18 protein-coding genes are annotated in these 24,427 nt (G+C 39.2%); 10 read left to right on the top strand and 8 right to left on the bottom strand.

Features of this window, described 5'->3' with window-relative positions; all coding sequences use genetic code 11:
• The first annotated feature begins 30 nt into the window (after positions 1-30).
• From hemC to add, 5 genes are all read left to right on the top strand, one after another.
• Positions 31-969, top strand: coding sequence for a hydroxymethylbilane synthase (gene hemC / locus I6F41_RS13790; protein WP_011326825.1), 939 nt, complete (start codon positions 31-33; stop codon positions 967-969).
• The gene (locus I6F41_RS13795; protein ID WP_011326826.1) at positions 969-2,819 is read left to right on the top strand and encodes a uroporphyrinogen-III C-methyltransferase; all 1,851 of its coding nucleotides are present in this window, start codon (positions 969-971) and stop codon (positions 2,817-2,819) included. The genes hemC and I6F41_RS13795 overlap by 1 nt, the downstream gene beginning before the upstream one ends.
• On the top strand, positions 2,816-3,922 hold the full coding sequence (locus I6F41_RS13800) for a heme biosynthesis HemY N-terminal domain-containing protein (RefSeq protein ID WP_011326827.1): 1,107 nt from the start codon (positions 2,816-2,818) through the stop codon (positions 3,920-3,922). Before I6F41_RS13795 ends, I6F41_RS13800 begins: the two co-directional genes overlap by 4 nt.
• A 49-nt stretch (positions 3,923-3,971) precedes the next feature.
• Positions 3,972-6,662 carry a CHASE domain-containing protein gene (locus I6F41_RS13805; RefSeq protein ID WP_197108646.1) on the top strand — a complete coding sequence of 897 codons (2,691 nt, stop codon included), beginning with the start codon at positions 3,972-3,974 and terminating at the stop codon, positions 6,660-6,662.
• Positions 6,663-6,789: 127 nt separating this feature from the next.
• Complete coding sequence (gene add / locus I6F41_RS13810; protein WP_011326829.1) at positions 6,790-7,791, top strand: adenosine deaminase; 1,002 nt, start codon at positions 6,790-6,792, stop codon at positions 7,789-7,791.
• A gap of 96 nt (positions 7,792-7,887) precedes the next feature.
• On the opposite strand, the gene I6F41_RS13815 is transcribed toward add, so the two are convergent.
• The 4 genes from I6F41_RS13815 to I6F41_RS13830 all read right to left on the bottom strand — a co-directional run bounded on the left by I6F41_RS13815 (position 7,888) and on the right by I6F41_RS13830 (position 11,199).
• Entirely contained in the window at positions 7,888-8,298 is a 411-nt protein-coding gene (locus tag I6F41_RS13815; RefSeq protein WP_011326830.1) for a CBS domain-containing protein, read from the bottom strand.
• A gap of 175 nt (positions 8,299-8,473) precedes the next feature.
• Positions 8,474-9,187 carry an NAD(P)H-flavin reductase gene (gene fre, locus I6F41_RS13820; RefSeq protein WP_179807250.1) on the bottom strand — a complete coding sequence of 238 codons (714 nt, stop codon included), beginning with the start codon at positions 9,185-9,187 and terminating at the stop codon, positions 8,474-8,476.
• Positions 9,188-9,287: 100 nt separating this feature from the next.
• Positions 9,288-10,754, bottom strand: a complete 1,467-nt coding sequence (gene ubiD / locus I6F41_RS13825) for a 4-hydroxy-3-polyprenylbenzoate decarboxylase (protein ID WP_011326832.1) — start codon at positions 10,752-10,754, stop codon at positions 9,288-9,290.
• 160 nt (positions 10,755-10,914) lie between these two features.
• A complete protein-coding gene (locus tag I6F41_RS13830; protein ID WP_197108648.1) occupies positions 10,915-11,199 on the bottom strand; it encodes an MliC family protein in 285 nt (94 codons plus the stop codon).
• Between the two features lie 140 nt (positions 11,200-11,339).
• Between I6F41_RS13830 and I6F41_RS13835 the strand changes: the two genes are divergently transcribed.
• Entirely contained in the window at positions 11,340-12,245 is a 906-nt protein-coding gene (locus I6F41_RS13835; protein ID WP_011326834.1) for a DUF808 domain-containing protein, read from the top strand.
• An 88-nt stretch (positions 12,246-12,333) separates the two neighbouring features.
• On the opposite strand, the gene I6F41_RS13840 is transcribed toward I6F41_RS13835, so the two are convergent.
• Complete coding sequence (locus tag I6F41_RS13840; RefSeq protein WP_197108650.1) at positions 12,334-14,409, bottom strand: TonB-dependent siderophore receptor; 2,076 nt, start codon at positions 14,407-14,409, stop codon at positions 12,334-12,336.
• A 184-nt stretch (positions 14,410-14,593) separates the two neighbouring features.
• Here I6F41_RS13840 and dbpA point away from each other — a divergent pair, with 184 nt between their 5' ends.
• Positions 14,594-15,982 (top strand): ATP-dependent RNA helicase DbpA, encoded by a 1,389-nt coding sequence (gene dbpA / locus I6F41_RS13845; RefSeq protein ID WP_011326836.1) that lies wholly within the window; start codon positions 14,594-14,596, stop codon positions 15,980-15,982.
• A gap of 30 nt (positions 15,983-16,012) precedes the next feature.
• On the opposite strand, the gene I6F41_RS13850 is transcribed toward dbpA, so the two are convergent.
• Positions 16,013-16,597 (bottom strand): DNA-J related domain-containing protein, encoded by a 585-nt coding sequence (locus I6F41_RS13850; protein WP_086997002.1) that lies wholly within the window; start codon positions 16,595-16,597, stop codon positions 16,013-16,015.
• A 77-nt stretch (positions 16,598-16,674) separates the two neighbouring features.
• Between I6F41_RS13850 and I6F41_RS13855 the strand changes: the two genes are divergently transcribed.
• The gene (locus I6F41_RS13855; protein ID WP_197108652.1) at positions 16,675-19,500 is read left to right on the top strand and encodes a tetratricopeptide repeat protein; all 2,826 of its coding nucleotides are present in this window, start codon (positions 16,675-16,677) and stop codon (positions 19,498-19,500) included.
• A gap of 100 nt (positions 19,501-19,600) precedes the next feature.
• Here the strand turns inward: I6F41_RS13855 and rho are convergent, their stop codons facing one another.
• Together rho and trxA are read right to left on the bottom strand one after the other, a co-directional pair.
• Complete coding sequence (rho, locus tag I6F41_RS13860) at positions 19,601-20,860, bottom strand: transcription termination factor Rho (protein ID WP_011326839.1); 1,260 nt, start codon at positions 20,858-20,860, stop codon at positions 19,601-19,603.
• Positions 20,861-21,045: 185 nt separating this feature from the next.
• Positions 21,046-21,372, bottom strand: a complete 327-nt coding sequence (gene trxA / locus I6F41_RS13865; protein WP_011326840.1) for a thioredoxin TrxA — start codon at positions 21,370-21,372, stop codon at positions 21,046-21,048.
• 91 nt (positions 21,373-21,463) lie between these two features.
• Here trxA and rhlB point away from each other — a divergent pair, with 91 nt between their 5' ends.
• Positions 21,464-22,741 (top strand): ATP-dependent RNA helicase RhlB, encoded by a 1,278-nt coding sequence (gene rhlB, locus I6F41_RS13870; protein WP_041454311.1) that lies wholly within the window; start codon positions 21,464-21,466, stop codon positions 22,739-22,741.
• Positions 22,742-22,786: 45 nt separating this feature from the next.
• Positions 22,787-24,280, top strand: a complete 1,494-nt coding sequence (gene gppA, locus I6F41_RS13875) for a guanosine-5'-triphosphate,3'-diphosphate diphosphatase (protein WP_011326842.1) — start codon at positions 22,787-22,789, stop codon at positions 24,278-24,280.
• The last annotated feature ends 147 nt before the right edge of the window (positions 24,281-24,427 follow it).

The raw sequence follows: 24,427 nt of genomic DNA on the forward strand, positions 1-24,427 counted from the left end.
TAAATTGCAATTATTAAGTGAGTATTTTTTATGACCCAAACAACAAATATAGTGCGTATTGCTACTCGTAAAAGTGCATTGGCACTTTGGCAAGCTGAATTTGTAAAGGCGCAATTAGAGCATTATCACCCAGGTATTTTAGTAGAATTAGTGCCTATGTCGACCCAAGGCGATATTATTTTAGATACCCCTTTAGCTAAAATTGGTGGTAAAGGTTTATTTGTTAAAGAGCTTGAACAAGCCATGCTAGAAGGGTTGGCCGATATGGCCGTGCACTCGATGAAAGATATGCCTGTAGAGTTTCCAGAAGGGTTAACACTACACACTATTTGTGAGCGCGAAGATCCACGTGACGCCTTTGTATCAAATAACTTTGCCAATATTGACGAGCTGCCACAAGGTGCAATTGTGGGCACTTCAAGCTTACGTCGTCAGTGTCAAATACGCGCATCACGTCCAGATCTAAAAATTCATGACCTTCGCGGTAACGTAAATACACGCTTAGCAAAATTAGATTCAGGCCAATACGACGCAATTATTTTAGCAGCAGCAGGCTTGATCCGTTTAGAAATGAAAGACCGCATTCGTGCTTATATTGAGCCTGAAGTGTCATTGCCTGCCAATGGACAAGGTGCTGTAGGTATTGAGTGTCGTACTGATGACGAAGCAATAAAAGCATTACTTGCTCCACTGGAGCACAGCGAAACACGTATTCGGGTAAATGCCGAGCGCGCAATGAACCGCCATTTAGAAGGTGGGTGTCAGGTGCCAATAGGTGCTTATGCGCTAGTTAACGGCGATCAAGTACACTTACGTGGTTTAGTAGGCGCAATCGATGGTAGCGAAATTTTACGTGATGAAGTTAGCGGCCACGTTAATGACGCAGAAAAACTAGGGGTTGAGCTGGCTAAAATGTTATTGGCTCAAGGTGCAGACAGAATATTAGCTGAAGTATATAGAGACGCGTAATGTTAAATATCTTGATAACTCGTCCCCAAGGAAAAGGCGCAGCCCTTGCACAACAACTTGAGCAAGCGGGTTATCAAGCGTCTTTATTTCCCGTATTAAAAATAGAGTATTTAACCCCCGATAGTATTGAGCTCAGCCCATTAACTAATGCCGATAAAATTATTTTTGTGTCGCAAGATGCAGTTTTGGCGCTGAGTGAATTAAAGCCAGATATTAATATAAAAGCGCAATTTTATGGGGTTGGCCAACAAACAGCCGACACTATTTATGAGGTGTTTGGCGTGCGAGCGGCTGTTCCTAAACAGCACGACTCAGAGGGGTTATTAGCGCTTAAATCGCTTGCCGATGTTGATAGCTGTAATATTGTATTGGTTAAAGGAATAGGGGGACGTCCTGATATAGCTAAAACACTAAAGCAGCGTGGTGCCTTTTTAAATAACTGCGTAGTGTATCAGCGTACTCCCATAGACCCTGAGCCTAACAACTGGATAGACCACTGGCAAAGCCAGAATGTACACGGTATAGTCATAACAAGTAATGCGGCGGTTGATGCTATTTTTAAAAACCTTGCTGCACCCCAAAGACAATGGTTACAACAGTGCCGATTTTATGTAGCTAGTGAGCGTATAGGCGCTTATTTACAGCAGCATCAGGTAAGTTCGGCTAATATACATATTGCAGCAGGAGCTAGCGATAACGCTATGTTTACCTGCATTAATCAGCAAGGTAGCAAAATGAGCGAACAGTCAGTACCGTCAACGGTAGATAAAGCAGCGCAAAAAACGACTAATGCAACAGCCAACAATGGCAAAGCTACGGCTAAAAGCGATACGCTTAAAGCAACTGATAAGGCTGACAATACTAAGCAACGAGTAAGTAAAGTCGGGAGCTTAGCACTTATTATTTCGCTAATTGTTGCCTCTGGAGTTGGCTTTGAGTTTTATCAAAAGCTCAACGCGAGCAAGACGCAAAGCTTAGCTGTTAATCAGTTAAATGAGCAAAATAAATTACTACAACAAGAGCTGCAAGCACTTAAGTTAGCTCAAGCTAATTTGCAACAGACACTATTAACGTCTGAGCAAAAAGTAACAGCTGCAATGCGCGAAAGTACTACAAAAAACCAGCAAGAACTAAAGGCTGCCTTACAACAAGCGCAGCAGCAAGGCTCGTCTTTAAATCCACAAGAAGTTACCAGCTTGCAGCGCATGGCTGAGTTTAAGTTGTGGGCCGAAAACGACTATCAAGGAACTAGCGCTGTATTAAAACGTTTAGATGCTTTACTTAGCGATCACCCCGGTACTATTACAGTGCGCCAAGCCATTACACAAGATATACAAACCTTAGATGCCATAAAACCAATTGCCGTTGAAGCTATTTATTTACAGCTTAGTAGTGTGCTGAAAAATATTGATGAATTGGTATTTAATGCGGTGAACCTGCCTGAAGAAGTAGCAAAAATTGATGACAAGGTATTAAGTGAAGATCTTAGCGATTGGCAGCAAAACTTAAAAAATAGTTGGGATCAATTTTTAGATGGTTTTATTACTATTCGTCATCGTGAAGGCGTTGCTATAGAGCCATTATTAAGTGAACAACAGCGACACCTGGTAAATCAAAGAGTTAAGCTTTATATAACGCAAGCGCAAGATGCATTATTGAGCAAGCACGCCAGTGTTTACTTTGCAGCACTAAGCGAAGCAAAACGTTTAGTGGCTGAATACTTTAAACAAGATGATGATGTTACAAAAATGGTTTTAAAGTCGCTGTCTAATCTAGAAAAAGAGCAGCTAAACTTTAACCCTAAAGTAAACTTACAAAGCACGCAGCAAGTTAAGGAGTGGGCAAAATGATAGGGTTGATCATTTTAATTATTGCACTTGTTGTGGTGTTAGCAGCAGCCCCTTTTTTATTGGACGAAAAAGGCTATGTACTAATTTCGTTTAACAACACCACAATTGAAGGCACAATAGTTTCGTTTGCCGTGCTAACAATCGCAGTATTAGTCGTTAGTTATTTAACCTATAAACTCGTGCGTTATTTATTCTCTATTTATCGCAATACTAAGCATAGTTTTTTTGCTCGTAGCCAAGGGCGCAAGCAAGCTGCAATTGAGCAGGCGCTATGGAGTGTAATTAATGACGACTATGCACAAATAGAGCAGGCGCTATCTAGCAAGGTACCCGATCAGTATCAAGATATACGTTTAGCACTGCTTGCTAAGGCGGCACTAGCTAATAATCAAACCGACAAAGCCCTTGAGTACTTATTTGATATAAACCCAGAGCAGCAACTAAAAGTAGCAAAACTATGGCTAGCTAGTGGTAATAGTAGCGCTATAGAGTCGCAACTACGGGTTATTGCAGAATCGAAAAAAGCGACAGCACTTGAGCTAAAAATTTACACCGAAGTGCTAGTGCAGCAACAACATTTTAGTGCTTTAGAAGCATTTTTACCGCGTCTTTTACGCAAAAAAGTACTAACAAATGAGCAGTGGCATCGCGTTTTTAATGCCTATTTTGCCTCATTTCCTGTTGATGAAGTAACAGCTAAATATAAGCAGTTACCTAAAAAGCTACATAGCTACGCCTACAGCGCTTATTTAACGCAAATGGCTGCTGCAGGGCAGTTAAGCGTAATTGAAAATGACTTAATAAAAATGGTTAAGCATGAAGAACAACATGCACAATTAGCTAACATATTAAGTAAAGCAACAACGGCAAATGCCCGTAAATTACAAACGAGTATTCAAGATCGACTTAAAAAAGATGAGCAAAATAACTCATTACTGCTCGCTTTGGCTTGTCTTGCTAATGCGCAAGGTGATTACGACCTAGCGGCAAGGGTGTTTGATAAAGCACTAAATAATGAAAATAAAAAACAATATATGCAGCAAGCAAAGTTAAGTTATGAAAAAAGTGCACAACTAGATAAAGCATTGGTACTTTATAAATAATGAGTTACATTTAATAAACACCATTTAATATTGCAAGGAGCAAAAGGCGATGAAAGGTTTGTTTAAATTGTCTTTTAGCTTAGCTTGCGCTTACTTTATTACAGGCTATTTTAGTAATTTATTGCTTGCTATAGATGGTTTCGCTGTGGCTTCTTGGCCCCCTGCGGGCATAGCTGTAGCAAGCTTTTTGTTATGGGGCCGTAAGTCTTTTTTAGGTATTTTTGTTGGTGCATTACTTACTAGCTTAATTCACCTTGATAATGTTGTTGATATATTAAACTGGCAAGTTTTTTTCCAAGCCGCTGCAATTGCTATCGCTGTTGTTTTTCAAGCATGGCTTGGCGCGCAAATAATAATTAAAGTTATTAAAGCCCCCCTCGATTTATCGTCACTAAAACATAGTGTACAAAGCTTAATTATAGCCGGCCCTGTATGTTGTATTATTGGTGCTAGTGTCGGCACCAGCTTACTTGTTTTTAATAATATAATTGCTCAACATGCCGCGCTAGATAGTTTTATTGCGTGGTGGATTGGCGACAGTATTGGGGTGCTCATTTTTACGCCATTGATGCTGGCTGCATTTAATTACTCAGTGATGCGATACCGGCTACAAGTTATCCTGCCTTCTTTACTTATTTACATTCTTATTAGTGTTAGCTTTTATGGTGCTGCCAGTGTTAAAAAAGAAAAAAACATTCAAAAACAAGAGATAAAAACATTAGCTGTACAAGACTCAATTACTCATAAATTAGATGAAATCTCTGCACACTTGGCTTTACTGGCTACTTTTTTTTCGAGCAGTGAAGATGTGAGCTTTAAAGAGTTTCGGCAATTTACGGCAAAACAGTTAAGCTACAGCGAAGAAATATTGGCGTTTGAATGGGTACCGTATGTTCCTAAAAGTGCGCTGTTAGAATATCAACAAATGACGCAACTAGCCGATGTTGAACATTTTTTTGTAAAAGAAAAATCACCAACCAACCAATGGCAAGCCGTTGCTGAGCGAGATGTATATTATCCAATTAGGTACGCATACCCATTAAAAGGCAATGAAGATGCTATTGGCTTTGATTTAGCATCAAACGACTTTATGCAAGAGGCATTAAATAAGTCAAAAACGCTTAACGAAATGGTCATTAGCCAACCGGTTAAGTTGGTGCAAAATCAGGCTGAGTTAGGGGTGTTATTTTTGCATCCTGTATTTGGAAGTATAGAGACTGAAGATGACTTTAAAGGTTTTGCCGTTGCGGTAGTGAGCTTAAAAAAACTATCGCAGTCGTTGCTTTTTGATCATGAAAACTTAGTTACAGCAAGCTTTTTAGATATTAACAATACCAATAATACCCACGCTATTTATATTGCCAACAACGAGTCAATGGACTTGTTAAAGTCCTACCAGCTACTCATTGGTAACCGTATGTGGCAGGTTGAGTTACACGAGCCCTTAGTTACAACCTCCTGGTTAATATATTGGTTGGCACAAATAGTGGGGATGCTGTTTGTTTGGTTACTGGTAGCATTTTTAATTTCTGTTACAGGCACAAATGTTCAAATACGCGAGCAAGTTGCTAGGCAAACGCGCACATTACGCCAAGAAAAGCAAAAAGCTGATGAAGCGAGTCAAATAAAAAGCCAGTTTTTAGCGAATATGAGCCACGAAGTGCGCACGCCAATTAATGGTATTAAAGGCTTACACTACTTAGCGTTACAACAAAATGATTGGCAACAAGCCCGTACTTACATAGAGCAAGCTGATGGTGCGTTAGGGGTGTTACTTAGAGTATTAAATGACTTACTCGATTTTTCTAAAATGGAGGCAGGTAAACTTGATTTAATGCAAGAACCCGTAGATATAGGGCGCTTGGCTGAAGAGATAATTAACTTAATACAATTTGAAGTAAATGTTAAGTCGTTAGAAATAAAGCTAGATTATGATAAAAATACAAACTTGATGATTAACACCGATGCTATTCGTTTAAAGCAAGTGCTACTAAATTTACTCAATAATGCGGTTAAATTTACTGCTCAAGGGAGTATTACACTGAAAATTTGGCAATCGAAAACCATGACCTATTTAAGTGTAAGCGATACAGGTATTGGTATTAGTAAAGAGGCACAAAAGAAATTATTTAGGCCTTTTGCTCAAGCAGATAACTCTACGTCACGCCAATATGGCGGTACAGGGTTGGGCCTCAGTATTTGTAAAAAGCTAGTTGAGCTTATGGGTGGCGCTATAGATTTAAAAAGCACTGCAGGGCAAGGTTCAACATTTACCTTTAGTTTACCGCTTAACTCCCCTTTACCTAAAGTAGAGAAAAGTGAGCAAAGCTTTAGTGACGTGGAAATAGAAAACGTATCATTTGCGAACAGCGCAGTACTTTTAGTTGAGGATAACCCGTTAAACCAACATGTAGCCACTGCCATTTTAAAAACCAAAGGGTGTGTTGCTGATATTGCTAATGATGGCTTTGCCGCAATTGAAATGTTAACTGAAAAAAGTTACGACATTGTCCTTATGGACATTCAAATGCCCAAAATGGACGGCTTACAAGCAACCAAGGTAATACGTAATGAGCTAGGCTTATTAGATTTGCCTATTATAGGTTTATCGGCTAATGCCCATGATGACGATGTTAAAAAAGCGCTTGCCTGTGGAATGAATAGCTATATAACGAAACCAATAGATGCGAATATTTTGTTTAAAGCTCTTTGGCATTATTTAGCGGCGATAGAAAAATAAAATCATCTGCTTTTTTGCATAAAAAGCAGACATATGGCCTCAAAAGTATATTTTAAATAAACTAGACTTGAATTATTACTATAGCTGCGTATTATGCGCGCAATTTTAACCTAACTGAGTTGCTACTATGATCAATAGAAAACTACCTTTGCTAGATATTCATCGCCATTTAGATGGTAATGTACGAGCGCAAACCATATTAGAACTTGGTCGTCAGTTTAATATAACTTTGCCTGCTGATAACGTTGCAGCACTTATCCCTCATGTACAAGTCATTGATCCTGAGCCAAACCTGATGGCATTTTTACAAAAATTAGATTGGGGTGTAACTGTATTAGGTGACTACGATGCTTGTAGACGTATAGCGATTGAAAATATTGAAGATGCACAAGCCCAAGGGCTTGATTATGTTGAGCTGCGCTTTAGCCCTTACTACATGGCACAAAGCCAAGGTTTACACCCTCAAGGTGTGGTTGAGGCGGTAATTGATGGCATTAAGTCGGCAACCAAAGGCGCTAATGTAAAAGCTAATTTAATTGGTATTTTATCACGCACTTATGGCGTAAAAGTTTGCCAACAAGAGCTTGATGCCTTACTCGCTTTTAAAGACGATTTAGTGGCTGTAGATTTAGCCGGTGATGAAATTGGTTTTCCGGGTGAGTTATTTGTAGAGCATTTTAAGCAAGTACACGACGCATACTTAGCAGCAACAATTCATGCCGGTGAAGCACTAGGTGCCCCAAGTATTTGGCAAGCAATTAACGAGCTAGGTGCGAGCCGTATAGGCCATGGCGTTAAAGCAATTGAAGATATTGAATTAATGAACTATCTGCGCGATAAGCGTATTGGTATTGAGTCGTGCTTAACTAGTAATATACAAACCAGTACCGTAAATGATTTAGCTCAGCATCCGCTAAAACAGTTTTTAGATCATGGTATTTTGGCTTGTATTAATACCGATGATCCAGCGGTTGAAGGTATTGAAATTGAACACGAATACTTAGTGGCAGCGCCACAAGCTGGTTTATCACAAGCCGATATAGAAAAAGCGCAAGCTAATGCGCTTGAAATAGCCTACTTAAGTTACAGCGATAAAAAAGCACTGCTAACAATGGCAAGTACGCGCTAATTTAATATTATTAGTATAAAAAATGCCGCTATTAATAGCGGCATTTTTGTATCTAAGCAACCAGAGTTCAGGTGAAGTATTTATAAATTAGTGTTTTTAGTGTGTTTGACAAGCTAGGTAGTTATCGTAAAGGGCTTTGAGAATATCGGCTCTGCTGATCATTCCTATTACTTTTTCGCCGTCAACCACAGGGTAGTTTTTCGGTTTACCGGGTCTCATTTGCTCAGCAAGTTCAATAATGTTGGTGTCGCCATTTACAGTCACGACTTCTGTTTGCATTAGTTGCGATACTTTCACCACCCCATCACAAAAATAACTGCTTTGCATGAGTGGTTTAAGCAGCTCTTGCTCAGAGATAAAGCCAACTAAAAATTTATTGCTATCGAATACTGGGGCACCAAGTAATTTAAATTTTTGCAGCTCTGCAATGGCAGTGGTCATTTCGGTATCTGGGGTAATGTTTGGCAACTTGTGTTGCATAAAGTCTTTTACTTTTGTATTTAGCATATGGGTCTCTCCCGCTGAATGTTCTATACAAAGTATGGTTTATAAATCGACTTTTAGGAAATTGTTTATGTTGATGATGTTGATAGATTTTAACTATTAATTATTTATTGTTATAAAAATAATTAAGGCACCTATTTAGATGCCTTAATATTTGAAATGAGAGCGTTAAGTGCAATTATTTAATAAATGCAAACGCATCTGCGTACATGTTTTCGCGAATAGCACCATGAGCAATAAAATCGTCACGAACTATGCCTATCATGTCAAAACGTCCAGCCATGTAAATATCGTAAGGCGCTAGCGATACTATATCTTGCATTACGGCTTTGTGTACATAACCGGTATGTCCTTGCCAATCAGCCGATGGGTTTTCTACTACCGGAATAAACTGAAAGTTTTTGTGGCTATCGGCCCACACTTGCATTTCGCGGTGTGCATAAAGTGCCGATTCTTCTCTTACGCCCCAGTATAATAATACCGGGCGGTCGCAGCTAATTTCAGCTAGGTGATCAGCCATTGATTTTGCATATGAAAACCCAGTACCGCCAGCAAGTAAAATAATTGGACGTTCACACTGTAAACGAAGTTGCGATATACCTAAGCCTGCTTCTATCTCTATTAGCTGCTTTTCGTTAAGTGCATTGCGTAAATGTTCAAGCGACTGCATTGCATATGTATCGGTTCCCGAAGCGCCAATATGTAACTCTATTTGATCGCATTGTGAAGGGCGGCTGGCAATCGAAAATGCACGCTTGTCATTTTCGCTCAATACAAGATGCATGTATTGGCCTGCTTCAAACGAAACCGGTTGTTGTGGTTTTAAAATTACTTTATGAACAAATTCTGTAAGTGGGCTGATAGCAACAACTTCAGCTTTTAATGTTTGCATTTTTTACCTTTTAGCAGCGCTTTTCATAGCAGATACGCAATAGAATGTGTTGATTCTAGCATATCTGCAGGGTTGTTTTATAGCCTATTGGTCTAGGATATTAGAGAATGTTGAGGCTCTGCCAAATGTCGTCTACGCGATCTTTGGTGGCTTTATCCATCTCAATCGGCTCGCCCCATTCACGGTTTGTTTCGCCAGGCCATTTGTTCGTTGCATCCATACCCATTTTAGAGCCAAGGCCAGAAACCGGTGACGCAAAATCTAAATAATCAATTGGTGTATTTTCTATTAAAGTGGTGTCGCGGGCGGGATCCATACGCGTAGTAATTGCCCAAATAACATCTTCCCAATCTCGGGCGTTAATATCGTCATCGCACACAATAACAAACTTGGTATACATAAATTGACGTAAGTAAGACCACACTCCCATCATTACGCGTTTTGCATGACCAGGATATTGTTTTTTCATGGTAACAATAGCCATGCGGTACGAGCAGCCTTCTGGTGGCAAGTAAAAATCAACAATTTCAGGGAATTGTTTTTGTAAAATAGGTACAAATACTTCGTTTAATGCCACCCCTAAAATAGCAGGCTCATCAGGCGGGCGGCCGGTAAAGGTACTGTGGTAAATAGGATTTTTACGGTGGGTCATATGGGTTACTGTCATCACCGGAAAGTCATCAACTTCGTTATAATATCCAGTGTGATCGCCATACGGACCTTCAGGTGCCATTTCACCTGGCATTATGTAGCCTTCAAGTACTATTTCGGCGCTTGCGGGTACTTGTAAATCGTTTGATATTGATTTAACTACTTCAGTTTTACTGCCGCGCAGTAAGCCTGCAAAAGCGTACTCGCTTAATGTGTCGGGTACAGGGGTTACTGCACCTAATATAGTCGCCGGATCGGCGCCCAATGCCACAGATACCGGGTACGGTTGGCCTGGATTTTCTTTACACCATTCTTGAAAATCAAGCGCGCCGCCACGGTGAGACAACCAGCGCATAATAATTTTATTTTTGCCTAACAGTTGTTGGCGGTATATTCCTAAATTTTGGCGCTTTTTATAAGGCCCTTTAGTAACGGTAAGGCCCCAAGTAATTAACGGTGCAGCATCACCTGGCCAGCAATGTTGAATAGGCAGCTTAGTTAAATCGACCTCATCACCTTGTAAAATAACTTCTTGGCAGGGGGCTTTTTTTACTTCTTTTGCTGGCATATTAAGCACTTGTTTATAAACAGGTATTTGCCCTAGCGCTTCTTTAATGCCTTTTGGTGGCTCTGGTTCTTTTAAAAAAGCCAAAAGCTTGCCAACTTCACGTAATTCGCTTACATCTTCTTGGCCCATACCCATGGCAACACGCTTGGGTGTGCCAAATAAGTTAGCCAATACCGGAATATCGTAACCTTTAGGGTTTTCAAATAATAACGCAGGGCCTTTAGCACGTAATGTACGGTCGGCTATTTCGGTCATTTCAAGATACGGGTCGATTTCTTGAGTGATGCGTTTAAGCTCACCTCTTTTTTCAAGTAAATCGATAAAATCACGAAGATCTTTGTATTTCATTGTGGGCCGCTATTAAGCAATAAAGTTAAAAGTATTATACCCAAGTAACGTAAAATTGCATGCTCAGTTACTTAGCTATTAGCACTTGGAAAAATACAGTTACTTTGTATCACTAAACTTGCTTTATCACGGTTTAATTTTATTAGTTTTATTGTACTACCTACTGTTGTAGGCAGTGGTATTTTGTCCCTTCAATAATAAGCATGGCTTCGCTATCTTTACTCCAAAACAACACATTTTTATTTATGTATTTATTACCTGAGGCGCTTTTGTCTCGGCTAAGTTGATAAGTATTATTATTATTAAGTGTTAGTGCTGCTGTTTGCTCATTGATAACGCTAAGCGTGGCTTCTTTTTGATTACATAGATAACGAGTGTTAATTGTGGGCTCATTACAAGCAGATAAGCCTAATACAGTTAATGCGATTATCAGCAGCGCTTTCATTTATATCTCCAGTGCAAACAGCAAGTAATTATCGATATTTGCGTATTAATTTTAATCAGCATAGCAAAGCAAAATTAACCGTTGGTGAAAATGCGGCTTTAAGTTATGTTAATAATATTATTTTTAAGCTAGGTATTTATATGGCAGGTACTAATCTTTTAACCTTATTAGACGACATTACTGTGCTACTAGATGACATTGCAACTATGAGTAAAGTTGCTACAAAAAAAACAGCGGGTGTATTAGGTGATGACTTAGCGCTTAATGCTCAACAAGTTACCGGTGTAGCTGCAGAGCGTGAGCTACCTGTGGTGTGGGCGGTAGCAAAAGGATCGTTTTTAAATAAAGCAATATTAGTACCTGCGGCGTTATTAATAAGTGTGTGGTTACCTTGGTTAATTACGCCTTTATTAATGTTAGGTGGATTATTTTTATGTTTTGAGGGCGCAGAAAAAGTATTTGCCAAGTTTTTGCCTCATGATGATAAAAGCGAAAGTGAGGGCGACAAATTAGACCTAGTAGAATACGAGAAGCAAAAAGTTAAAGGTGCGATTAGAACCGACTTTATACTTTCTGCTGAGATCATAGTAATTACGCTTGGCACAGTTGCAGCTGCTACATTAATAAATCAGGCATTGGTATTGTGTGTTATTGCCATAATTATGACTATTGGCGTTTATGGCTTAGTTGCAGGAATTGTGAAGCTTGATGATGCAGGTCTATATTTACTTAATCAATCTAAGCTATCGGCTAATAAATTTAAAGAAATACTAGGCAAAGGGTTGTTAGCGGCAGCACCACGGCTTATGCAGTTTTTAGCATTTGCGGGTACAGTTGCAATGTTTTTAGTGGGCGGCGGCATTTTAGTGCATGGCATTAAAGCTTTGCATCATATTCAAATAGCGGTAACCAATTATGGGCAAACAATTGTAGGTACTACAGGTGAAGTGCTGGCACCACTTATATTTGATGGCTTATTAGGTGTTATAGCAGGCTTAGTTGTTGTGCTTGGGCATTTAGCTTATTTAAAAATATTCAAAAAATAGCGCTAATTCACACCTTACAATTATTGCCTGTTTAACAACCGTATAGTTAAATAAGCCCATACAGTTAAATGTGTATGGGCTGTATTAATTAAAAGCTAAATTGTGCTGCTAAGCGTACGCTCGCGCCTTCACCTATGGTTACATTATTTAAACCACCGCCTGCTAGGTAGTTTGTATCAAATAAGTTTTCAATATTTAGGCGTAAGTTAACGTCCGTATTGTTTAAGTTTATTTTATACGTTGCACCCACATCTACGCGGGTGTAGGCATCTTTAGTAACGGTATTGGCATTGTCGGCAAAGCGTTCGCCTTCGTAAAATGCACCTGCGTTTAATGCAATTACGTCGTTTAATTCATAACGCGTCCAAAGTGATGCAGACCATTTAGGGGCATCGGTAGGGCGCTTACCTTGCAATGTTGCGTCGCGCTCGTAGTTGGCATCTAAGTACATAGTTGATGCCATTACAAATAAGCGATCAGTTGCTGCACCTTGCGCCGCTAATTCAAAGCCTTTATGGCGCTGCTCGCCAGCTTGAGTAGTGATGCTGGTTATATTATCAACAGGGTTTACAAGATCTTCGCTCACTAAAGTGCCTGTTTTGCTAATATCAAATAATGCGCCACTGAGCATTAATCGATCGTCAAACAGCTGCCATTTAATACCAATTTCTTTTTGCTCAGAGGTAATCGCATCGAGCTTCATGCCATTATTAACATCGTTTGTATTTACTAGCGTTTCGTTTTGCGGCTCAAAACCTTCAGAGTAACTAGCGTAAATAGTGGCCGAGGCATTAGGGTGATATAGCACACCCACTTTAGGAACAAACGATTCATTATTACTATTTTCTTTACTTTGCTTGTCGTAACGACCGCCTAAAGATAACTGCCATTCTGGTGAGAACGAAATGAGATCTTGCATGTAAATACCGTAATAGTCATAAGCAGATGAGCTAACAGTGTCATCTGTTTTATAGCTTATAGCTGGGCGAAATGGTTCGTTTTGCCCGGCGCTAAAGTCAAATGATTCGGCATTAGTTTTTAATTGGCCATAATAATAATCAAGCGAATTTGCGCCAATTAAAAATTGGTGCTGAATACCAAAGGTTTCAAATTCACCAATAAAGTCAACAAAGGCGGTTTTAAACTGCCAATCATCAAAACGATCGTAAGGGCGTGACGCGTAGCTATCACCTTCGATAAAGTTACTTGGTTTACGAGGCGATGACTCAAAGCGTTGACGCTCAAATGTTTGCTCGTTGTAACCAAGTTTTACTTGCCAGTTTTCGGTTAAAAACACTTCTAGGTCAACACCTAGGTTTTCTACCGTTATATCTGTAAACGCCCAAGACATATCGCGAATTGTTTTATCGTCGCCAATTACATTGGCATTACTATCAATCCAGGCACCCGTATCTAAACCGGCTTCGTCATCTGTGCGGTCGTAATGTACGCGTACTAAGGCGTTATCGCTAATATCGTAATCAACAATTAATGCACCTAAAAAGCGATCGCGTTCACGGTTTTCACCATTTTGGTATTCACGCCAATAATCAACATCTTGCTTTACTAAAATACCGCGAGCACGTAAATCTTCCGACTCAGTAAGTGCACCGCCCGCATCTAGCATAAAGCGAGTTGAACCATGTTGATCAACATCGGCACTGGCTTTAAATAATGTTTGTGACGTGGGTTTTTTAGTGACCATATTAACCAAGCCACCAGGACCCGATTGGCCATATAAAATACTTGATGGGCCTTTAATAACTTCAACTTGTTGTAATATTTCGATAGGTTGTTGGTAGTGCGACCAGTGCTGATGGCCGTCACGCAAGTAACCTGTAGATGAACTCAGTTCAAACCCACGTAAATTAAATACTTCACGGTTACGTTGCTTTGAACCTGGCGTTAAGCTGGCATCGTTAGTAAGTACTTCACCTAACGTAGTTGCGAGTTGTTCATTTACTATGGTGTCGGTAATAACGGTAACCGACTGTGCGGTATCAAGTAACGAAGCTGACGTTCTCATTGCGCCATTAGCATTGTCTACTTTATAGTCATTAAAATAACTTCCTTTTACTTCTATATGTTCTATATCTGTTGCGTTTGCATAAACACTCGCAGTAGTACTTGCTAGCAGTGCGATAAAAAGTGGGCTTAGTTTCATTAGTTGTTTCCGGGTTAATAGTATTAATGCTGAGTTAATCTTAATGAAAACCAGTATCATTTGCAATGCCTTTTAGTGTGTTTTTTTATAATGCTTAATGGTTGCCAATTAGGAATTCTGCTATTATTAGCAGCATATTGAGTGGGGCTTTTCCCCATGTTATTTTTTTGTATTGGGATTTACTGTGACCACAACTGCTTTTTCATCTTTGGCTTTACCTTCTGGGTTAGTTGATAACTTATCAACACTCGGCTACACCCACATGACACCTGTTCAGGCGCAAAGTTTACCGCCAGTACTGGCTGGAAAAGACATTATTGCTCAAGCAAAAACGGGGTCAGGTAAAACTGCGGCGTTTAGCTTAGGCGTATTGGCTAAATTAAACGTAAAACGTTTTCGTATTCAATCTTTAGTATTGTGCCCAACACGTGAGTTGGCAGAGCAAGTAGCTGTAGAAATGCGCAAATTAGCGCGTGGCATCCATAATATTAAAATACTTACTTTATGTGGTGGTGTATCAATTGGTCCACAAATTGGCTCACTTGAACATGGCGCACATATTATTGTTGGTACACCGGGGCGAGTTGACGATCATATTCGTAAAGGTACTTTGCGTTTAGATGATGTAGAAACGCTCGTATTAGATGAAGCCGACCAAATGCTAGATATGGGTTTTCAAGATACCTTAGATGCAATTATTGAGCGCATTCCTACTAACCGCCAAACATTACTATTTAGCGCTACGTTTCCACGTGCAATAGAAGCTGTTGCAAAGCGTGTGCTTAGCAATCCAGTAATGGTTAAGGTAGAAGAAGAGCAAGCTAAAAGCACTATTAAGCAATACTTCTATAAAATGGATAACAATAAACAACGTTACCCAACACTTAAATTATTGCTGCTTAAATTTACCCCGCAAAGCTGTGTCGTGTTTTGTAATACTAAAGTAGAAACACAGCAATTGTGTGATGATTTAGTTGATGAAGGCTTTAGTGCGGTATCTTTACATGGTGATTTAGAGCAGCGTGATCGTGAGCGTACGTTAATTCATTTTTCTAATAAAAGTGCATCAATACTAGTGGCAACCGATGTGGCCGCGCGTGGTTTAGACATTGACGATATGGATATGGTGATTAACTATCACTTAGCTCACGACACACAAACACATGTGCATCGTATTGGTCGTACCGGTCGAGCGGGTAAAAAGGGTATTGCATGCTCTATTTATGGTGAGGCAGAAGCATTTAAAATTGCACAAATTGGTGACCATTATGAGCGCGATGTGATCCCAGAGCCAATGCCATCGTTTAGCTTATTAGAAAAACCACCATACAAACCAGAAATGGTAACCTTAATGCTTGATTCTGGTAAAAAGCAAAAAGTACGCGCAGGTGATATTTTAGGTGCACTTACCGGTAAAGACGGTATTGCGGGGCGTCAAGTTGGTAAAATAAACGTACTCGACAACGTTGCGTTTGTTGCCGTAGAGCGTAATTCTTCAAAACCGGCACTGCGTAAATTAACCGAAGGTAATATTAAAGGCCGTAAAATACGCGCTCGTCGCCTTACGTGCTAATAGTGTACTGAATAACTAATTCAATAATTACTAATCTATTGAGCAGCTTGCCCTAAGCTGCTCATATTCACCCTTTAACTGTTTAAATTTTTCTGCATTACCAACTGCTTTATCTGGGTGACACTGTAACGCCAGTTGCCGCCAACGCTTTTGTACTTCTTTTAGCGTGCTTTGCTGAGATAGTTGCCACTTTATTAATAGCTGTTTATGAGTGTCTAGATCTATTATTTGTGCAGATTTACTGTGTTTGGTAAAACGCTGCCAAAACTGGGTTAAAAGAGTATCGATTTCGGCGCTAGAGGTTTCAAAGTTTTGCCAATCAAGGTAGTAGTCTCGTAGCGGATCGGTGTTTTTTATGAGAGTGTTACTGGCTGTGGTAATAAGTTGTATTTGTAAACCACTAATAAGGAGTTGCTGCTTAGGCATAATTTGCTGCTGTAGCTGATAAAGCGCGTTCATAATTAAAAAGTTACGTTTGAATAAATCACGATCAGGGGCAACATCAAGCGTGTTAATCATTTTACGTTGTTGTAATTCTGCTGCTAAAGTATGTACCATCCATACTTTCTTTTGCAAAAGCAACTCAAAAATCTCATCTATCAGTGGGTTAAGCATTGTTTACAATCTAGTTATTAGTGTATCTTGGGTAAATTATCATAGCTTTTGCTGCTAACCAAATTCCAAGGAAAATTATGCTGGGTCAATTTAAGCGCCTATTATTTATTTGCTTTATTATTGTACTGGGCATTTTTTCTCAAAAAGGTAATGCACAGCAACAAACAATACTTTTTGAACAATTTAAACTGACCAATGAATGGTCAGAAAAACAACTGTTAGCAACCGAGTTACTTACTACACAACTTTCAAACCAACAAGTAGTTGTTATTTATTCTAGTCTAGCTGAGCTTGCATTTGAGCAAACTAATTATACTCAAGCATTACATTACTATCAGCTACTAGAGCAAGAAAGTACATTTGAAAAATTGCCAGAGTTACACTTTAGAGCAGTTAAAATGCAAGGTGTAGTACAATATTTTCAAGGTTTATTGCAACAAGCCATTATTAATTATAACCGCGCTTTAAACTTAGCTGTCCACTTAAAGAGCCCATTAAAACAAGCTAATTTATTAAGTAATATTGGTTTGGCATATTTTAATATGCATAGCTTAGACCTTGCTTTAGATTATTATCAACAAGCAAAAGCCCTTTATGAAAAAGAAGGAAGCGCAAAAGACAAGGCTGATATACTTCATAATATTGCCGGAATATACATTCGTTTATCTCGTTATGATTCGGCACGAGAAATCTACCGTGAAGTGCTAGATGTGTTTCAGCAGCTAGGCGATGAAGAAGGTATAGCTCGTGTTCATGGCAACATGGGAGTTGCCTATACTGAGTCTGGTCAGAATCAATTAGCACTACATTATTACCAATTAGCTTTACGCTATTATAAAAGTATAAAAGATGCTTATCAATTGTCAGTTCAGCATACTAACTTAGCAAATATAAACTTAAAATTAGATGAACTGGATGCAGCTTTGTATCATGCTAAGGCCGCTCAAAAATATGCTCAGCAAATTGATAATCAATCATTACTGTTAGCTTCGTTACAAGTTTTAGCGAAAGTGCAATTAGTGATGGGTGATATAGATACCGCTAAACAAAACTTAGAACAATCAATAATACTGGCCAATCAATATAAAGATCAATTACGCGTGAAAGATGGCTTAGGTTTAGAGGCATTATTAAGTGCGGGGGCCGGCGATTACAGGCGAGCGATTCAGTTATATCAACAATTTGAAGACTATCAACGTAGCATGACCAGCGAAGAAGTTATGAAGGCGCTAAGCGCATTTCAGTCTCAGTTCCAGTCAAATCAGTTAAATCAAGAAATTAATCAGCTTAAGCAAGAACGTAGCTTACAAGAATTAAAAATTGCAAAACGTTCACAGTTAACTATTTTGCTTAGCATTGTGGCAATTCTTATTTTAATTACAGTTATTGCAATTTATCGTCGCAGAATAGAAAGTAATGCAAAATTACAATTAACAGAGCAAGTAGAGCAACGCACGTTAGAATTACAAACAGTGGCGCAAGAGTTACGCGAAGCAAACGATGTTAAAAGTCAGTTTTTAGCAAATATAAGTCATGAAATTCGCACTCCACTTACCGCTATTTTGGGTCAAACCGACGACTTAATTAATGGTTTGTATGAGCCTGAGCAGTTACAAGATGAGCTCAAAGTTATTCAGCGTCAAAGCGATCATTTAAAAAGTTTAATTAATGATGTGCTCGATTTAAGTAAAATAGAAGCAAATCGATTGGAGCTGTCTATTTCTTGTTTTGATATTGTACAAGTGCTGAATGACATACATGGGATGTTTAGCGTACAAGCAAAAGCTAAAAACTTATCTTTGGTATTTGACAACCAACTCGGTGATGAACTGTATACCAGGCTTGATTTAACCCGAGTAAAGCAAATATTAATAAACCTGTGTGCTAATGCAATTAAGTTTACTCACAGTGGCCAAGTTACGATTGTGGCCAATAATACCGAGCAAGGGCTAGTGCTTACGGTAAAAGATACCGGAATAGGTATGAATACAGCGCAGCTAAAGCTTATTTTTGAATGTTTTAGCCAAGCAGATAATAGTATTAGCCGTCGTTTTGGTGGTACTGGTTTGGGACTTAGTTTGTCACAACAACTAGCTGCCATGATGGGGGGATATATTAGTGTGCAAAGCGAATTTAAAAAAGGCAGTCAATTCTCATTCTTTGTACCGTGCGTACCAGTAGATAAAAGCGAATGTGCAGTTACAGCTAAAGACAATATAAATGGTGGCTATAAAGCGCTAAGCGCTAAAGTGTTACTTGCTGAGGATCATGACGATAATCGCAGATTAATAAGCCGTTATTTACGCGCCATGGGGCTTGACGTTATTGCAGTTGAAAATGGCGAGCAAGCTGTAGAGCAATGTTTAAAAGAGTATCCTGATTTTGTGCTGTTGGACATTCAAATGCCTATTATGGATGGCATTACTGCTTTTGAGTTGCTCAGGCAGTGCGGTTATGAGCAGCCAATATTTGCCTTAACGGCCAATGCAATGAGCCATGAGATCGAGCAGTATTTAGCACTTGGTTTTACTGATTACTTAGCTAAACCAATTGATAAAGAGAAGTTTTATAGCACTATAGCTGAGCATCTCGCATCAATAAAAAATGAGCAAAACAGCACAAGCGTAAATATAGATATGAGTGACTTAGTGACTAGTTTCAAACAAAGCTTATCAATAGAAAGTGAGTTAATTAGCCAGCACTTTAATAGTGGCGACTTTGTTGCGTTACAAAAAGATAGCCATCGTATTTTAGGGGCAGCACAAATGTTTAAGTTGTGCGATATTGCAGACGCTGCAAAAGCGTTAGATGATGCGTGTAAAAGCCCAGAAGAAGTACAAAAAATTGCAGTGTTAGTTGATAAATTACAAGCCTTATTTTTGCACTACAATGAGCATGGTTAAAGCGGTACAGCGCTACTTTTTTGCAGGCAAATAAAAACGCCTAATAATTGAATTATCAATTATTAGGCGTTGTTTATAAGCTTTTAAAACTTATATGGTATTACTGGCGTTTCATCGAATCAAAAAACTCATCGTTGGTTTTGCTCATCGACAATTTATCAATTAAAAATTCCATCGCGTCAATTTCTGACATGTCATGAACAATTTTACGCAAAATCCACAGCTTTTGTAGCTCATCTGGTTTTGTGAGTAACTCTTCACGACGAGTGCCTGAACGGTTAAAGTCGATAGCTGGGAATACACGTCGTTCCGCAATTTTACGGTTAAGATGTAGTTCCATGTTACCAGTACCTTTAAACTCTTCGTAGATAACTTCATCCATTTTAGAGCCGGTATCAATAAGCGCTGTAGCAATAATTGTTAAGCTGCCGCCTTCTTCAACATTACGTGCAGCACCAAAAAAACGTTTCGGTTTATGGAGTGCGTTTGCATCAACACCACCGGTAAGTACTTTACCAGATGATGGAATAACGGTGTTGTAAGCACGGGCTAAACGTGTGATTGAGTCAAGTAAGATAACAACATCTTTTTTATGCTCTACTAAACGTTTTGCTTTTTCGATAACCATTTCGGCTACTTGTACGTGGCGAGAAGCAGGTTCATCAAATGTTGATGCAATTACTTCGCCTTTTACAAGACGCTGCATTTCGGTTACTTCTTCCGGACGCTCATCAATTAGTAATACCATTAATGTTGCATCTGGGTGATTGTGAGTAATCGATTGCGCAATATTTTGTAGTAGCATGGTTTTACCCGCTTTTGGCGGTGCTACTAATAAACCACGTTGACCACGACCAATAGGAGAGGCTAAATCAAGTACTCGGGCTGTAATATCTTCTTTACTACCGTTACCGCGTTCCATACGAAAACGTTCGTTTGCATGCAGTGGTGTTAGGTTTTCAAAAAGAATTTTAGTGCGAGAGTTTTCAGGTTTATCAAAGTTAACTTCATTTACTTTAAGTAAAGCAAAGTAACGCTCACCGTCTTTAGGTGGACGAATAAGGCCTGAGATTGAATCGCCAGTACGCATACTAAAACGGCGAATCTGGCTAGGTGAAACATAAATGTCATCTGGGCCAGCTAAGTAAGAGGCTTCTGATGATCTTAAAAAGCCAAAACCATCTTGCAAAATTTCTAATACACCGCCACCGAAGATATTCTCTCCGCCTTTGGCATGTGATTTTAAAATAGCAAAAATGATATCTTGCTTTCTTAAGCGGGCTACGTTTTCGAGCCCCATGGACTCAGCTAAGTCTACAAGCTCTTTTATAGATTTGTCTTTTAGTTCGCGTAAATGCATATTGGTGGGTTCTTTATTACAGTTGTCATACTCAAAATCGCTTTGTTTGATCGTTGAGTGAGGTTTGTTGAATATAACTAAGGATTAGTTGGCTTTATAAACTAGCAGCTCATTGACACAGCGTCCAGTGTTTATACAAAAAAATAATAAAAAAAGGGCATTAAGCCCTTTTTTATTGTTTAAATTTAAAGATTGTTTTCTAAAAACTCGATTAATTGAGTTTTTGAAAGTGCGCCAACTTTAGTTGCAGCAACTTGGCCATCTTTAAAAAGAAGTAATGTAGGGATACCACGAATACCAAATTTAGGCGGTGTACCCGCATTTTGATCGATATTAAGTTTAGCTATGGTAACGCGACCATCAAATTCCTCAGCAACTTCACTAAGGATAGGGGCGATCATTTTACAAGGTCCGCACCACTCAGCCCAAAAGTCTACTAGTACAGGCTTGTCTGATTGTAATACGTCAGCTTCAAAGCTATCGTCAGTAATTTGGATTATTTTCTCGCTCATTGCGCTCTCCGGTTTAGTTAGGCGAAATATTTAGTGCGTATTTAAACACTCTTGTTTCTTATTGCAAGTTTAAACGTTATGCTTAAACGCTATGACTAAGACACATTTGACCGATAAAAAGTTTTCAGACTTTGCTATTGCACCGGAAGTGGTTGCCGGTTTAACCGAAAGTGGGTTTGAATATTGCACACCCATTCAAGCTAAATGCCTACCTTTTATTTGTGAGGGTCGCGATATTGCAGGCCAAGCACAAACAGGTACAGGCAAAACGTTGGCGTTTTTAACTGCCACGTGCCATCGGTTATTACAATCTAGCAAAGCCCCTAGTAAACATCCAAGAGCCCTGATCATGGCCCCTACAAGGGAGCTGGCGATTCAGATACACAAAGATGCAAAAATTTTAGCGCCGCACTGTAATCTTAACTTAGGTTTAGTATATGGTGGCGAAGATTACGAAAAACAACGTGCACAACTAGAAAAAGGCGTTGATATTTTAATTGGTACTACAGGTCGTTTAATTGATCTGTATAAGCAAGGCTGTTACACCCTTAATGAAATTGAGGTAGTCGTGCTTGACGAAGCAGATCGTATGTTTGATTTGGGCTTTATCAAAGATATTCGTTATATGTTCCACCGTATGCCAGATACATCAAAGCGTTTAAATTTATTATTCTCTGCAACGCTATCGTATCGTGTACAAGAACTTGCGTTTGAACATATGACCAATCCTGAGCACGTACAAATTGAACCAGACGTAAAAACCGGTAAACGCATTCAAGAAGAGCTATTTCATCCTTCACAAGAAGATAAAATTAAGCTGCTGCTGACGTTAATTGAAGAAGAGTGGCCTGAAAAAGCCATTATCTTTGCTAACACTAAGCATAGTTGTGAAACCGTATATGCCTGGTTAAAAGCCGATGGACATCGGGTTGGTATGCTTACCGGTGACGTAAATCAGAAAAAACGTCAATCAATTTTAGCTGAGTTTAGTAAAGGCGACTTAGACTTTTTAGTGGCAACAGATGTTGCAGCACGTGGTCTACATATTCCTGAAGTAAGCCATGTATTTAATTTTGATTTACCAGATGATTGCGAAGATTACGTACACCGTATTGGCCGTACAGCCCGCGCTGGCGCGTCTGGTCACGCTATTAGTTTTGCATGTGAACAATATGCTTATAACTTGCATGAAATTGAAGAGTATATAGATCACAGTATTCCTTTATCACATTACGATAAAACAGCATTACTGGATGATTTAACTAAACCTACTATTCATAGAAAGCGTAACTTTTCTACAGGCCCACGTAATCGCAGTAACAACAGCGGACGTCGCCCAAATAATAGTTATCAAAAAGGACGGTCATAAACGACCGTTAGTTTAACTGTAATAGTAATTAGAGGTTTTTGAACGGTGGGGCAACTTAAACCGCAAAAAAATGTATATGCAGTTATTGATTTAGGTTCAAATAGCTTTCATATGCTTATTGCTAAATCAATAGCTGGCGGCCTGCAAACCATAGGTCGTGTTAAACGCAAAGTAAGGTTAGCTGCAGGGCTTGATATAGACAATGTATTAAGCTCAGAAGCAATGCATAGAGGATGGGAGTGCCTAGCGTTATTTGCTGAGCGCTTACAAGACATCCCTAAACAAAACATCACTATAGTTGCCACCGCCACATTACGTTTAGCTAGTAATGCTGATGTATTTAAAGCGCAAGCAGAAAAAATCCTCGGTCATAAAGTTAATGTCATTAGCGGCGAACTAGAAGCGCGCACTATATATAAAGGCGTTGCTCATACCTCATCTTGTACCGGTAGTCAGCTTGTTATCGATATTGGTGGTGCTAGCACTGAAGTGATTATTGGTAAGAACTTTGATGCATTACTTTACAAAAGCCTGAACATCGGGTGTGTTACCTACCTAGAGCGCTATTTTAAAGATTGCAAATTAAGCAATGCAAACTTTAACACCGCAATAAAAGCCGCACGTACTGTCATTGATGAAATTGCATCAGAGTATAAAGTTAAAGGCTGGCAAATAGCCTCAGGTGCTTCGGGTACAGTACAAGCAATTCAAGAAATCATGATAGCGCAAAACCTAGATGAGCTATTAACCCTTGAAAAACTCTACACTATCAAAAAGCAATCAATCGCTTATAAAACGATTGCCGCATTAGACCTACCAGGGCTAAGTGAAGATCGCCGTTTAGTATTTGTATCAGGGCTTGCCATTTTAATTGCATTATTTGAATCGCTCGAGATCGAAAAAATGGGATTAGCAGGTGGAGCACTGCGTGAGGGTGTTTTATACAGCATGCTACCAGAGCTGCATAATAGCGATATTCGTAAACGTACAATCGATGGCTTTATCGATCGTTACCATGTTGATCAAAAGCAAGCTAGCCGCGTCGCCAGTCTCGTATTAAACTTAGCATCAGAAGTAAATGAAAGCTGGCCAATAAAAGCACTTAATGGGTTGCCTTTATTAACGGCAGTTGCACAGCTTCATGAAATTGGTTTATTGATAGAGTATAAGCAGTATCACAAACACAGTGCTTATATTTTAAAAAATACTGAAATGCCAGGTTTTTCGCAGTCAGAGCATAAAGTCATTGTTGCGGTAGCTAAAGGGCATCGCTCTGATCTTCAAAAAGGCTATTTTGATTCTCTTGGTGCAAATAGTGTACTTGCGCAGTATTTAGTAAGACTAATACGTATAGCTGTCATTTTATGTATGCGTCGCCAAGATGATGTACTCCCTGAGTTTGCGATAACTGTTAAAGACGATGTCTTAAATCTGCAGTTTGAAAATGACTGGTTGAAAAACCATCCATTAATGGCAAGCGAGCTGCAACAAGAATCTAAGCAGCAAGCGAAACTTGGCTGGAAGCTCATAGTAAATTAACTAAACAGGCCCATAAGGGCCTTTTTAGTGTTTAAAATAACCACTTGGTTTAAATATCAAGCGAACAGCGTTTTATTTTAAGTTTTCTTTAAAAAACGCTTGCGTAAAACTGGCTGCGCCCTATAATGCGACCCCACTGAGACGGCA

It is taken from the genome of Pseudoalteromonas sp. SCQQ13 (assembly GCF_015864415.1).
GTDB classification, from domain to species: domain Bacteria; phylum Pseudomonadota; class Gammaproteobacteria; order Enterobacterales; family Alteromonadaceae; genus Pseudoalteromonas; species Pseudoalteromonas nigrifaciens.